Below are 13,105 nucleotides of genomic sequence, written 5' to 3' on the forward strand. Positions count from 1 at the left end.
TTACTCGACCCGCGCCGCGCGCGCAGGCGCATCCTGGCCGATCAGCGCGATCACCGTCTCACCGGCGACCATGGTCTGGCCCAGCGCGACCTGGGGATGCACGCCTTCGGGCAGGTAGACGTCCAGCCGGCTGCCGAAGCGGATCAGACCGAACCGCTCACCCGTGCGCACCGTCTCGCCCGGTTGTTTCCAGCACATGATCCGCCGCGCCACGAGGCCCGCGATCTGGACGACCGCGATCTTGCGCCCGTCGGCCATCTCGATGGCAAGGGCATTGCGCTCATTCTCTTCCGAGGCCTTGTCCAGCGAAGCGTTGAAGAACTTGCCCGGCCGGTAGGCCACCGCCGTTACTTTCCCGGCGATGGGCGCGCGGTTCACATGGCAGTTGAAGACCGACATGAAGACGGAAACCCGCACCAAAGCCTCGGGCCCCAGCCCCAGCTCGGCCGGGGGCACCGCGCGTTCGATCAGGCTGACCACGCCATCGGCCGGGCTGACCAGCAGCCCCGCATTCTCCGGCACCGCCCGTTTCGGGTCGCGGAAGAAGTAGTAGCACCAGACCGTCAGGCCCAGACCCAGCCAGCCCAGCGGGTCCCAGATCCACCAAAGCACAAGCGTCACCGCCGCAAAGACGGGAACGAATTTCCACCCCTCGGGGTGCATCGGCTTGAGGAACGTGTCGATCATGCGCATCGGATGTCTCCGTTGTGGGATGGCTCGTAGCTCTTGATCGCGGTCGGGGCAATGCCGAATGAGGTCACGCACGCGACATGCCGCCGGATTGACCTTGGTCAAGGACACCGGACCCAACCAGGTTTCTTCTGTTTCACGGACAGGAGAGGCGGGATGCGGCGCAGACATCTCTTGAAACTCGGGACGGCCACCCTGATCGCCGCCGGAACCGGCGCGGCGATCTGGGACTACCGCCGGGTCCTGCGCGACGCCCGGGCCGCGATTACCGCCGCAGGTCCCGCCCTCCAGGCCCCAAGCCGCTTCGGGCCGCAGGAATATGCCGATGTCGGAGAAGGCCCGCCGCTCCTGATGATCCACGGCACCGGCGGCGGGTTTGACCAGGGCCTTCTTTTTGCCCGCCGCCTGATCCAGCAGGGCTTCCGGGTGATCGCCCCGTCAAGGTTTGGCTATCTGGGCACGGCCTTTCCCGCCGATCCCGGACCCGAGGCGCAGGCTGATGCGCTGGCCGACCTTTTGGACAGCCTGGGTCTGGACCGGATCCCCGTTCTCGGCGGGTCGGCCGGGGCCATCCCGGCGCTCACCTTTGCGCTGCGCCACCCCGACCGGACCCGGGCACTGGTGCCGATCGTGCCCGCAACCTTCGTTCCGGGCCGTCCCGCGCCACCGCCCCCTACTCCGCTGGCCGCCTGGATCATACAGCACGGGCTTCGGTCAGATGCCCTGGTCTGGGCCGGTCTTCGCCTGGCACGGCGACAGATGATCGCGACGCTGTTGGCCACCGACCCGGATCTGGTGGAAGCCGCCGCACCCGAAGAACAGGACCGCGTGTCCGCGATCCTGCACGGCATCCTGCCGGTCAGTCTGAAGTATGAGGGTCTCTTGAACGATGCCCGCTGGGCTGCAGCCCCACCGGAGTTTCCGCTGGACCGGATCACCGCCCCGACCCTTGCGATCTCGGTCGAGGATGACCGTTTCGGAACCGCCGCTGCAGCACGGAATATCGCTGCGACCGTACCCGGGGCTGAGGCGCTGATCCTGCCGGAAGGCGGTCATGTCTGGGTGGGCCATGACCAAAAGATCATGGCCCGCATTGGCGATTTCCTGCGGCAAGTCGGCTAGCCGTCGCTGCCTCAGGCCGGGATCACCATGCCCTTGCCCTTGGCCAGCTCGCGCATCCGGGCCTGCAGCTTTTCGAAGGCGCGGACCTCGATCTGGCGGATGCGCTCGCGGCTGACGCCATAGCTTTCAGACAGCTCTTCCAGCGTGACCGGATCGTCCGCCAACCGGCGCTGCATGAGGACGTCCTTCTCGCGGTCGTTCAGCACCGCCATCGCCTGCACCAGAAGCGCGCGGCGGGCGTCGAGCTCGTCCTTTTCCTCATAAGCCTCGGCCTGGTCGCTGTCCTCGTCCTCCAGCCAGTCCTGCCACTGCGTCGCGCCTTCGCCATCGGTGCCGACCGTCGCATTCAAGGACGCGTCCGACCCCGACAGGCGGCGGTTCATGTCGATGACCTCTTCCTCGGTCACCGACAGGTCCTTGGCGATCTGGGCCACGTTTTCGGGGCGCAGGTCGCCTTCCTCCAGCGCGCCGACCTTGGCCTTGGCCTTGCGCAGGTTGAAGAACAGCTTCTTCTGCGCGCTGGTCGTGCCCAGCTTCACCAGGCTCCACGACCGCAGGATGTATTCCTGGATCGAGGCGCGGATCCACCACATGGCATAGGTCGCGAGGCGAAAACCCTTTTCCGGGTCAAACCGCTTGACCGCCTGCATCAGGCCGACGTTCGCCTCGGAAATCACCTCGGCCTGCGGCAGGCCATAGCCGCGGTAGCCCATGGCGATCTTTGCGGCCAGCCGCAGGTGGCTGGTGACCAGCTGATGCGCCGCGCCCGCGTCCTGGTGGTCGACCCAGCGCTTGGCCAGCATGTATTCCTGTTCCGGTTCCAGCAGCGGAAACTTGCGGATTTCCTGCAGATACCGGTTCAAGCCCTGTTCCGGGCTTGGTGCGGGAAGGTTCGTGTAGGTGCTCATTCTGCCCCCTATTCTGCCCGGTGCGTCAGCGCCCCCGGGAATGCGATAACCTAAAGTAACCGCCACCCCTGTGCAAGGCCCATTTACCACCGAACCGTTAACGTCAGGTGTGGGTTCCTCCGTCGGGTGCAAAGAAACGTGTCAAGTCTCTCACGCGAATGTCAGAATGTGGGGCCGCGCGCCCCAGATCGCCACCCGCTCGCCCCGTCGCTGCGCCGACAATGCGTGACGTCACGCCGGATGCGGCTTCGACGTGGCTGCGTAGCGTGCACTTGGATAAGGATTTCCGAACCTTACAGGTCGGCAACTTCCCGCTATTGCTGCGGTTCCCAGATGTCACGCCGAAGGTCCCGATGTCCCGCCTCTCCCTCGCCCATCTCGCCGCGCTCGCCCTTGTCCTGTTCAGCCCCGGCCAGGCACTGGCCTACTACCCCTGCAACGGCCCCGGCCCGGGCGAGGTGCTGATCGGCATGGACAACAACACCACCCCGCCCACCCCCTTGTGCGAGTATGTCGGCGAAGATGGCGGCGGCTACAGCGACCCCGGCGGATACTGGGTCGACCAGTACGCCACGCTCGCCTGGGGCACCGACCAGAACGGCGGGCCGACCTATTCCTGGTACATCAACGCCTCCAGCCAGGCCGAGGCCGACAATGGCGCCCTCGCCCAGTGCCAGGCCTCGGGCTTCCGCGATTGCCGGATCGCGATGGGGGTCACCAACGGCGCGATTGCGGTTGCGGTGGACAGCAGCGGCACGCTCCACACCGACTGGGGCAAGGATGCGCGGCAGGCCAAGAAGAAGGCGCTCCGCTTCTGCAAGGGCGAGGGCGGCAAGGGCTGCAAGATCGAACAGGTCCTGGAAAGCCCCGCCGCCTGGGTCAGCTACTGAGCCCCGACGCCGCCCGGCCACGCCCCCGGCTTTCCCTTCCGCAAATATCCCCGCCGGAGGCTCCGCCGCTGCCACCGGTTACTGGCGCCAACCCATCGCTTCCCCTCTCCCCACCGGGGGAGAGGGTCAGGGTGAGGGGGCGGTCATCACCCCGACAGCGGCTTGGCAAAGACTAACTTGTCGTCGCCTGCCTGATAGTGGTCCCGGATGCGTCCCGCCGCAGTGTGCGTATCGTCTTGTTGCTCATAACGTTATCCCTGATTGTCGAGTTGCGCCCTGACGGACAGCCGCCCCAACCGCGAGATGCGATAGGGTCCGCCGCCTTCCGAGGCGATCAGCCGTTTGCGGCGCAGGCGCCGGAAGATGTCCAGCGTGCAGTCGGCGAGGATAAAGCCGTCGCGGGTGACGCAAAGGATCTCCTCGATCCGCTTGCCATTGCGCGAATGGTCGATGCGCCCGCCAAGGGCAAGCACGTGAAGGACCCGTTGTTCGGTCCGCGAGATGTTCATTGGAGTAAGTCCGAAGTCAGTCGCCATGCCGGACCGGACGCAGGCATCCGCGCTGCGTCGGTCGTTCATGTCATCCAGTGCCACCCCGGTTCAGGGGGCGGATGACGTCAGCAGGTGGCTACAGTCTCGGACATAAAGCGCACTCCATGGGCCAGCTTGACCAGTGCAACCGGAGATATAGCCGACCCAAATCCCTTGCGTAAGGGATTTGACAAATTTCTTCCTCAAGAAATTTGGGCCCAAAACCCGCGCCGGGCAAACCTTTCCAAATCCCTAACGTCCGCGACCAAGCCATTGATTCCAAAATCGTCCCAGCATTTGTCCACCGTGGACACTTTTCGCGTCACACCGCCCGCATCGCCGAGATCAGCCCCGCGATGTCCTCCGGCAGGGGCGAGGTGAATTCCATCCGCTCCCCGGTCACCGGATGCTCGAAGCCCAGGCTCGCCGCATGCAGGGCCTGCCGGGGGAAGGCGTTCCCGACCTCCGCCCCCTGCCCCAGCACCTTCTCCGACAGCCGCTTCTTGCCGCCATAGGTCTGGTCCCCCACCAGCCCGTGCCCGGCATAGGCGAGGTGGACCCGGATCTGATGCGTCCGCCCCGTCTCCAGCCAGCAGTCGACCAGCGCCGCCTGACCTCCGAACCCCTCCACCACCCGCGCCCGGGTGACGGCGTGCCGGCCCTCCTCCCAGACCACCGCCTGCCGCTGCCGGTCGGTCCGGTGCCGGGCGAGGTGGGTCGCGATCCGCAGGATGCCCCCTGCCTCGAAGCTCACCCCCCGCAGGCCCCGCAGCCGGGGGTCGGCCGACGAGGGCACTCCATGCACCACCGCCAGGTAGTGCCGGGTGACCGAGTGATCCTCGAACTGCCGCGCCAGCCCATGATGCGCCCGGTCGGACTTCGCGACGACCAGCAACCCCGAAGTATCCTTGTCGATCCGGTGTACGATCCCCGGCCGCCGTTCCCCCCCGATCCCCGAGAGGGTCTCCCCGCAGTGGAAAAGGAGCGCGTTGACCAGCGTCCCCGAGGGCGATCCAGGTGCCGGATGGACGACCATCCCGGCAGGCTTGTCGATGACGATCAGGTCGGCGTCCTCCCAGACGACCGAGAGGGGAATATCCTCGGCCAGCGTCTCGACAGTCGCGGCGGGGTCCAGCCGCAGCTGGTAGACCTCGCCCTCCGCCACCTTCGCCTTCGGATCAGTCACCGCCACCCCGTCGCGGCTGACCGCGCCCTCGGCGATCATCCGCATCAGGCGCGACCGCGACAGGGCCGCATCCTCGGGCACGGCTGCGGCCAGCGCCTTGTCCAGGCGACCCGGGGCGTCCTGGCCGATCGTGACCGCAAGACTGCCGCCGGGGCCGGTCACAAGACTTGCGACGGCGTCGTCGTCCTCGTAAGGCTCTTCCATGTCCGATCCCGTACCGCCTGCCATCGCCCCCGACACGCCGGAAGCCCCGTTGCCGCCCAGCCTGCGGCTTCTGAAGTGGCTGGTCATCATCCTGACCCTGACGATGATCGGAGGTGTCATAACCGTGGTCGGGCTGCTTGTCACCCGGATGCCCCAGGCCTTCAGCGCCACGGCCCCGACACTGCCCGAAGGCCTGGTCCTGCCCGATGGCCTTGAGCCCGCCGCCATCACCTTCGGCACCGGCTGGATCGCAGTCGTCACCACCGATGACCGCATCCTGATCTATGGCCGGAACGGCACCCTGCGGCAGGACCTGCGCATTTCGCCCGAGACCGGGCCTTGACCCGACAGGCAACCTTCGGGCTACTGTCGGCCCCAGCGCTGCAACCTTCCATGTAATCGGGCCGATGGCACTCGCACCCACACTTTCGAATGCGGAAGCAGAACGGGTGCGCGACGAGTTGTCGAGGCAATACCGCATGCTTCGGGGCGAATTCATCCCGCGCATGTTTCTGGTCGCGCTTGCCTATGCCCTCTGCTCGCTTTACGTCCTGCCGCCCTTGATGCTGGTGCTGTTCTTCGTCGAACTGATCGGCGAGTACATCTCTCAGCGCCTCTTGCGCGGGCTTGATCCAAGCCGCTCGCCCCGGCGGTATCTGGCTTATCTGTTTTCGCTGGTGCCAATGGAGGCGGCCATCACTTCGGCCGCCGGGATGCTGTGGCTGCAGGACGACCCCTATGCCAAGGCCATTGCGGTCGGGATCGTGATGGGCGCGCTTTTGCATCTGACCTCGGTTCGGTCAATCCACCTGCCCCTTGGCCTGGTCGGGATGGCCACGGCGGGCGCGGTGGTGATGTCCTTCAACGCCTACCACTGGATCGGGCTGCAGAACTGGATCGGGCTAGCAGCCTCCAGCGTGACGGTGGTCTTTGCCTTCGGCTATGCGATGACCGCGATGATCTCGAACAACCGGCTGCACCGGGCAAGCGTCGAGGCGACCCTTGCGGCCCGGGCGGCGAATGTCGCGCAGGGACGGTTCCTGGCGCAGATCAGCCACGAGCTGCGCACCCCCCTGAACGCCGTGATCGGCCTGGGCGAGATCGAGGCCGCCACGGCGACCGGCCCCTCCCGGCAACGCCTGCGCACCATCGTGACCTCAGCCCGCGACCTCGCGGTGATGCTGGACGATGCGGTCGACTACTCGGCCCTGAACGAGGGCCGCGTCGCGATCACGCCGCGCCCGGTGGCGGTGCGGGCGGAACTGTCGGCCAATCTTCTGGTCTTCGATCTGCAGGCCCGCAATCATGGGCGCGAACTGCAGGTGACGGTCGAGCGCGATGTGCCGACCTACCTGCTGATCGACAGCCAGCGGGTCCGGCAGTGCCTTGGCAACCTCGTAGGCAATGCGCTGAAGCATTCCTCGCGCGGGCCGGTGTCGGTCACGGTGCGCTATGCCAGGTCACGGCTGGTGATCGACGTCGCCGACCAGGGCAAGGGGATTCCGCCCGGTCTGCACGAACAGGTATTCGAGCCGTTCTACCGCGGCTCCAGCGAAACGCCCGGGGTGGGGCTTGGCCTGTCGATCAGCCGGGCCGTGGCGCGGCAGATGAGTGGCGACCTGGTGATCGTGCCGACTGCGCAGGGCGCGACGTTCCGCCTGACGGTCCTTGCCCCCGAAGCCGAGGCCGAGGGGCAGCGGTCCGGGGCCAAGGACCTGCGCGACCGCACGATCCTCGTCGTCGACGACATCGCGACAAACCGGTTGGTCGCCAGCCAGCTGTTGATGGCTGCAGGCGGGCGCGTCATCGAGGCCGCCAGCGGACCCGAGGCGTTGCAACGCCTGGAACAGGGCGGCATCGACGTGGTGCTCCTGGACCTGATGATGCCAGTGATGGACGGGGCCGAGACCTTGCGCCGGATCCGGGCGGCCTATGGCAGGCGGGTGCCGGTCATCGCGATGACGGCTGATGTTCTGGCGGTTCGCCGCGACGACGACCTGCGCACCGCGCTGGACGGGTTCCTGGCCAAGCCGATCCTGCCCGAAGCGCTGCGCGAAGCCCTGGATCGCGTCTTCTCCTGACACCGGCCAGCGCCCGTTCGCGGCAGCCCATGTCGGTGGCAGGCATGACGCCTCCTTGTCGCGCGGCGCAGGCTGAGGTCGGGTGGCGATGGGGGTCCTGATGCTTGGCGATCTTGGCGTGACGGATGCAACGCAATTGGCCGACATGGTCGCGCGCCGCGAAGTCTCGCCCACCGAGCTCTTGGATGCGGCCCTGGCCGCGGTCGAGGCACGCAATCCGGCGCTGAACGCCGTGGTCCTGGTGCAAGAGGGTGTGGCGCGCAAGGCGATTGCTGACGGCCTGCCGCCCGGGCCGTTCCGGGGCGTGCCGTTCCTGATCAAGGACCTGGGCTGCGAGGCCCGCGACTTCCCCTCGCACAACGGCTCACGCCTCTTCGCGAACACAGTCTACCGGCGCGACTCGGCAATCTACGAACGCATCCGCGCGACCGGCGTCGTGACCTTCGGCCGCACGACCAGCCCGGAAGGCGGGATCGGTGCGGCGACCGAGGCCGCGGTCTATGGCGGGCCGACGCGGAACCCCTGGAACCTCGACCATACCTCGGGCGGCTCCTCGGGCGGGGCCGGGGCGGCGGTCGCGGCGGGGATCGTCGCCTTTGCGCATGGGTCGGACGGGGGCGGGTCGGTGCGGATACCGGCATCCTCGTGCGGACTTTTCGGGTTCAAGCCCACCCGGGCGCGGCTACCGGACGGGCCCTATGCGGGCGAAGGCTGGGCCGGGATGGCGATCGACGGCTTTCTGACCCGGTCAGTCCGCGACACGGCGGTGATGCTGGACGCCTGCGAAGGCGCGGACCTTGGCGCCCCCTATGCCGCGCCGCCCCTGTCGCGCGGTCATGCCGCCGCAATCAGCCGCCCGCCCCGCCGCCTGCGCGTGGCGATCTGCGACACCACGCTAACCGGTGACCCGATCCACCCCGAGGTCGCCGAGGCAGTCCGCGCCGCCGGCCGGCTTCTGGAAAGCCTGGGGCACCATGTCGAACCGGCCCGCCCCAAGGCCGACGTGCCGATGATGATGCAGGCCTGGACCGACATCGTCGGCATCGGCACCGCCCTGTCGATCCGGTCCAAGCTGGGCGACCGCCCTCCCCGCGCGGATGAGGTCGAGGGGGTGGGTCGCGGTGCCTGGGCCTATGCCGAGACGCTGCATTCGACCCGCTATCTGCAGGCGGTGGGCGAGATCCACGCCTTCGGCCGTCAGATGGCCGCCTTCTTCGAACCTGACAGCGGCGGGGGACCGGACATCCTGCTGTCCGCCACCCTGGCCGAACCCCCAGCGCGGGTGGGCCGCTTTGCCCATGATACCGAGGACTACCTTGCCTATCGCGTAGGCCCCGACGGCATCTTTGCCTACTCCCCCTTCTGCGCCGTCTTCAACGCCAGCGGCCAGCCCGCGGCCAGCCTGCCCCTGGGCTGGTCCGCCTCGGGCCTGCCAATCGGCATCCATCTCGCCGCCGCTTTCGGCCAGGATGAACTTCTGATCAGCCTGTGCGCAGAGGTTGAGCGCGCCGCCCCCTGGACGGGAAAAAGGGCGCCGATGGCGGGCTGATGCCAAGGAATCGCTTGTCGGGAAAGAAAGTTTCCGCCCAATATGATCAAACCTGCGGGGATGAATGGGGGTGTCCGTGGCCGATGAGCTGGTGATCTCGGCCCGGAATGTCGTGAAGGCATTCGGGCAAGGCGCAAGCGCGGTGCGGGCGCTGGACGATGTCTCGGTGGACATCCGGCGGGGCGAGTTCTTCACGCTGCTTGGCCCCTCGGGCTGCGGCAAGACCACGCTTTTGCGCCTGATCGCCGGGTTCGAGATGCCGACCGAGGGCACGATCCTTCTCGACGGGGCCGACATCACCACGCTGCCGCCGAACAAGCGCCCGGTGAACACGGTGTTCCAAAGCTATGCCCTCTTCCCGCACCTGACCGTGGCGCAGAACGTGGCCTTCGGGCTGGAGATGCTTGGAAAACCCGCCGCCCAAGTGAAGGCGCGCACGGCCGAGATGCTGGCCCTGGTCAAGCTGGACAGCTTTGCCAGCCGGAAGGTCAGCCAGCTGTCGGGCGGGCAGCAGCAACGCGTGGCGCTGGCCCGCGCGCTGGCCCCGGCGCCGAAGGTGCTGCTGCTGGATGAACCCCTCTCTGCGCTGGACCTGAAGCTGCGGCAGGCCATGCAGATCGAGTTGAAGCGCCTGCAGCTTGAGACCGGCATCACCTTCATCTTCGTCACCCACGACCAGGAAGAAGCGCTGACCATGTCGGACCGGATCGCCGTCATGTCGAACGGCAAGATCCAGCAGGTCGGGACCGCGAAAGAGATCTACATCCACCCGAAGAACCGCTTTGTCGCGAGCTTCATCGGCGAGACGAATTTCCTGCACGGCAAGGCCGAAGCGGGCGCCTTGCGGCTTGGCACGGGCGAGAGGGTCGAGGTTCCGGGCCTGCCCGCGGGCGGCGAGGCAACGATCAGCGTCCGGCCCGAACAGGTGAGGCTGGGCCTGCCATCGGATGGGCTGAAGGCCACGGTGCAGCAGTTGGTCTATTTCGGCACCGACACGCACTGCCACCTGGCACTTGCCGACGGGACCGAGGTCGTGGCCCGCCTGCAAAGCCCGGCCACCGGTGACGCGGGCCTCGGCGAAGGCCAGACCGTCGGCATCCGCTTTGCCGAAGGCGCGGTCCAGCGGGTGGAGGACTGAGCGATGAGCCCCGCCGAGGAAAACGCGATCAGGACCTCGGCCCGCAATGGCTGGCTGCTGTCGACCCCGGCGCTGTTCGTGCTGGCCATCGCGGCAATCGGCCCGCTGGCGGTAATGGTGGTCTATGCCTTCCTGACCCCCGGCCAGTTCGGCAACGTGGAGTGGGTGTTTTCCACCGACGCCTGGTTCCAGGTCCTCTTTGAACGCGACATCTTCGACCCGACCGCCGTCACGCTGGCAGACGCACACCTGACTATCTTCTGGCGGTCGGTCTGGCTGTCGGTCGCGACCACGGTGCTGACCTTCCTTGTCGGCCTGCCCACTGCCTGGTTCATCGCCACGCGCCCGGCGAACCAGCGCCCGCTGTGGCTGTTCCTGATCACCATCCCGTTCTGGACCAACCTTCTGATCCGCACCTTCGCGATCCTGCAAGTGATCCGGAACGAAGGCCTCCTGAATACCTTGCTGATCAAGACCGGCCTGCGGAGCGAACCGCTGCAGATCCTCTACACCGAAACCGCCGTGCTGATCGGCATGGTCTATGTCTATCTGCCGCTGATGGTCCTGCCGCTTTATGCCGCCATCGACCGCTTCGACATGCGGCTTCTGGAAGCCGCCTACGACCTTTACGCCGACAGCTGGCGCGTGTTGCGCCGGATCATCCTGCCGATCATCGCGCCGGGGATCGTCGCGGGCTCGATCCTGGTCTTCGTCCCCTCGCTTGGCGCTTATGTTACGCCGCGCGTGCTGGGCGGCGGCAAGAACATGATGATCGGCAACTTCATCGAATTGCAGTTCGGACAGGGCCGCAACTGGCCGCTTGGCGCGGCGCTAAGCATGGTGCTTTTGCTGATCGTGACGGTGGCGCTACTGTTCTACGTCCGTGCCATCCAGGGAGAGCGCAAGTCATGACGCGCTGGTCCGCCACCCGACTGCCGGGCTTTGCCGCCACGGCAATCCTTGTTTTCGTCCTTCTGTACCTGCCAATCATCACGCTGGTGGCCTATTCGTTCAACGCCTCGCCCTCGGTGTCCAGCTGGGGCGGCTTCTCTCTGTCCTGGTATGGCAAGGCCTGGGAGAACGAAGCGGTACAGGAGGCCACGGTCCGCTCGCTGGTTCTGGCAACTTCCGCCGCCTTCATTGCAACCGTCGTAGCCACGATGGCCGCACTGGGCACGACGCGGCGTGCACAGTTCAAGGGCCAGACCTTCATCTACCTGGTCATCAACCAGCCCCTGATGGTGCCCGAAATCGTCACGGCAGTGGCTTTGTTGATCGTCTTTGCCAGCGTCAAGGTCATCACCGGCTATCAGGGCATGGGGTATTTGATCATTGCCCATGCCGCCTTCTGCATCCCCTTCGCCTACCTCCCGATCCGCGCTCGGCTGGAAGGGATGGACCTGGCGCTGGAGACCGCCGCTGCCGACCTCTACGCCACTTCCTGGCAGACCTTCCGCCGGGTGACCCTGCCCCTGATGGCACCCGGGATCATCGCGGGCGGGATGTTGGCCTTCATCATCTCGCTGGACGACGTGGTCATCACCGAATTCGTGAAATCGGCCGGGCAGGACACCCTGCCGACCTACATGCTGGGCCAGCTTCGGCGCGGCATCACCCCCGAGGTCAACGCCATTTCCACCGCACTTCTTGGCTTGACCGTCCTGCTTCTGACGATCTTCTTCCTACTCACCCGCGAAAGGCGCTGAAGACGCCCCGCCCCAACATGGAGACACGCATGAAACGCTTTCTGATCGCGACCGCGATGGTCACGCTTGCCGTTCCGGCTTTTGCCGAGGGCGAGTTGCAGCTGTACAACTGGGGCAACTACACCAGCCCCGAGCTTCTGGAGAAGTTCAAGGCCGAGACCGGGATCACCGTCACGGTAACCGACTACGATTCGAACGACACTGCCCTCGCCAAGGTCGAGGCTGGTGGCTCGGGCTTCGACCTAGTGGTGCCATCGGCCAACTACGTGCCGATCTGGATCGAGAAGGGACTCGTGCAGGAACTGGACCTGTCCAAGATCCCGAACCACGCCAATATCGAGCCGAAGTGGATGGAGGTCGCCTACGACCCGGGCCGCAAATACTCGATCCCGTGGCAGTGGGGCACCACTGGCGTTGCCGTCAACAAGTCGGTCTACGGCGGCGAGATCGGCACTAGCGCGATCTGGCTGGATCCTCCGGAGGAGTTGAAAGGCAAGATCAACGTCACGCCCGAGATGAACGACGTCCTCGCGCTTGCCATCATGTACGAAGGCGGCGAGCCTTGCACCGAAGATCTTGAAGTGCTGAAGCGCGTCCGCGACAAGCTGCTGGCCGCCAAGCCGTACTGGATGTCCATGGACTACGGCATGGAAGAGAAAATGGCGGTGAACGACGTCTCCGCCTCGGTCTACTGGAACGGCGCAATGATTCGGGCGCGGCTGAAGAACCCCGATGTCGTCTATGCGGTGCCGAAGGAAGGCTTCATCGAGTGGATGGACCAGGTGATGCTGCTGTCGGACGCGCAGAACGTCGAAGAAGCCTACGCCTTCATGAACTTCATCGCAGCACCGGAAAATGCTGCGCTGATCTCCAACTTTGCACGCTATGCCAGCGGCATCAGCGGGGCGACCGAGTTCATGGATGATGTGATGAAGACTGCGCCCGAGCTGCAGATCCCGCCAGAACTGGCCGACAAGGGCCGCTTCATCCCGACCTGCGGTCCGAAGGCACAAGAGCTTTACACCGCGATCTGGACCGAGCTGCAGAAGTAACCGCCTGTCATGCGGCGTGCCGGGGCCGAAAAGCCCCGGCACAAGGCTT

General features: G+C 66.2%; 13 protein-coding genes. 9 read left to right on the forward strand and 4 right to left on the reverse strand.

What is annotated here, in order from left to right; translation table 11 throughout:
* Nucleotides 1–861, reverse strand: a complete 861-nt coding sequence (locus AC2EAL_RS06765) for a phosphatidylserine decarboxylase (protein ID WP_484723436.1) — start codon at nt 859–861, stop codon at nt 1–3.
* Between AC2EAL_RS06765 and AC2EAL_RS06770 the strand changes: the two genes are divergently transcribed.
* Entirely contained in the window at nt 847–1,812 is a 966-nt protein-coding gene (locus AC2EAL_RS06770; RefSeq protein WP_484723437.1) for an alpha/beta fold hydrolase, read from the forward strand. The two genes, AC2EAL_RS06765 and AC2EAL_RS06770, sit on opposite strands and share 15 nt — an antisense overlap.
* 11 nt (nt 1,813–1,823) lie before the next feature.
* On the opposite strand, the gene rpoH is transcribed toward AC2EAL_RS06770, so the two are convergent.
* On the reverse strand, nt 1,824–2,720 hold the full coding sequence (rpoH, locus tag AC2EAL_RS06775) for an RNA polymerase sigma factor RpoH (protein WP_484723438.1): 897 nt from the start codon (nt 2,718–2,720) through the stop codon (nt 1,824–1,826).
* A 353-nt stretch (nt 2,721–3,073) separates the two neighbouring features.
* Here rpoH and AC2EAL_RS06780 point away from each other — a divergent pair, with 353 nt between their 5' ends.
* The gene (locus AC2EAL_RS06780; RefSeq protein WP_484723439.1) at nt 3,074–3,610 is read left to right on the forward strand and encodes a DUF4189 domain-containing protein; all 537 of its coding nucleotides are present in this window, start codon (nt 3,074–3,076) and stop codon (nt 3,608–3,610) included.
* Nucleotides 3,611–3,861: 251 nt separating this feature from the next.
* On the opposite strand, the gene AC2EAL_RS06785 is transcribed toward AC2EAL_RS06780, so the two are convergent.
* Nucleotides 3,862–4,119 carry a YjhX family toxin gene (locus AC2EAL_RS06785; protein ID WP_484723944.1) on the reverse strand — a complete coding sequence of 86 codons (258 nt, stop codon included), beginning with the start codon at nt 4,117–4,119 and terminating at the stop codon, nt 3,862–3,864.
* A gap of 343 nt (nt 4,120–4,462) precedes the next feature.
* Nucleotides 4,463–5,530 (reverse strand): RluA family pseudouridine synthase, encoded by a 1,068-nt coding sequence (locus AC2EAL_RS06790; protein WP_484723440.1) that lies wholly within the window; start codon nt 5,528–5,530, stop codon nt 4,463–4,465.
* On the opposite strand from AC2EAL_RS06790, the gene AC2EAL_RS06795 reads away from it, so the two are divergent.
* The 7 genes from AC2EAL_RS06795 to AC2EAL_RS06825 all read left to right on the forward strand — a co-directional run bounded on the left by AC2EAL_RS06795 (nt 5,529) and on the right by AC2EAL_RS06825 (nt 13,056).
* Nucleotides 5,529–5,873: a DUF6476 family protein gene (locus tag AC2EAL_RS06795; RefSeq protein WP_484723441.1), complete on the forward strand. Its 345-nt coding sequence runs from the start codon at nt 5,529–5,531 to the stop codon at nt 5,871–5,873. The two genes, AC2EAL_RS06790 and AC2EAL_RS06795, sit on opposite strands and share 2 nt — an antisense overlap.
* 136 nt (nt 5,874–6,009) lie before the next feature.
* Nucleotides 6,010–7,611, forward strand: coding sequence for an ATP-binding protein (locus AC2EAL_RS06800; protein ID WP_484723442.1), 1,602 nt, complete (start codon nt 6,010–6,012; stop codon nt 7,609–7,611).
* A 100-nt stretch (nt 7,612–7,711) separates the two neighbouring features.
* The gene (locus AC2EAL_RS06805) at nt 7,712–9,160 is read left to right on the forward strand and encodes an amidase (RefSeq protein WP_484723443.1); all 1,449 of its coding nucleotides are present in this window, start codon (nt 7,712–7,714) and stop codon (nt 9,158–9,160) included.
* Nucleotides 9,161–9,224: 64 nt separating this feature from the next.
* Nucleotides 9,225–10,298, forward strand: coding sequence for an ABC transporter ATP-binding protein (locus tag AC2EAL_RS06810; protein WP_484723444.1), 1,074 nt, complete (start codon nt 9,225–9,227; stop codon nt 10,296–10,298).
* A 3-nt stretch (nt 10,299–10,301) separates the two neighbouring features.
* A complete protein-coding gene (locus tag AC2EAL_RS06815; RefSeq protein ID WP_484723445.1) occupies nt 10,302–11,210 on the forward strand; it encodes an ABC transporter permease in 909 nt (302 codons plus the stop codon).
* The gene (locus AC2EAL_RS06820; protein WP_484723446.1) at nt 11,207–12,004 is read left to right on the forward strand and encodes an ABC transporter permease; all 798 of its coding nucleotides are present in this window, start codon (nt 11,207–11,209) and stop codon (nt 12,002–12,004) included. Before AC2EAL_RS06815 ends, AC2EAL_RS06820 begins: the two co-directional genes overlap by 4 nt.
* Before the next feature lie 29 nt (nt 12,005–12,033).
* On the forward strand, nt 12,034–13,056 hold the full coding sequence (locus AC2EAL_RS06825; RefSeq protein WP_484723447.1) for an extracellular solute-binding protein: 1,023 nt from the start codon (nt 12,034–12,036) through the stop codon (nt 13,054–13,056).
* Nucleotides 13,057–13,105 lie beyond the last annotated feature (49 nt).

It is taken from the genome of Tabrizicola sp. T74, from assembly GCF_057219935.1.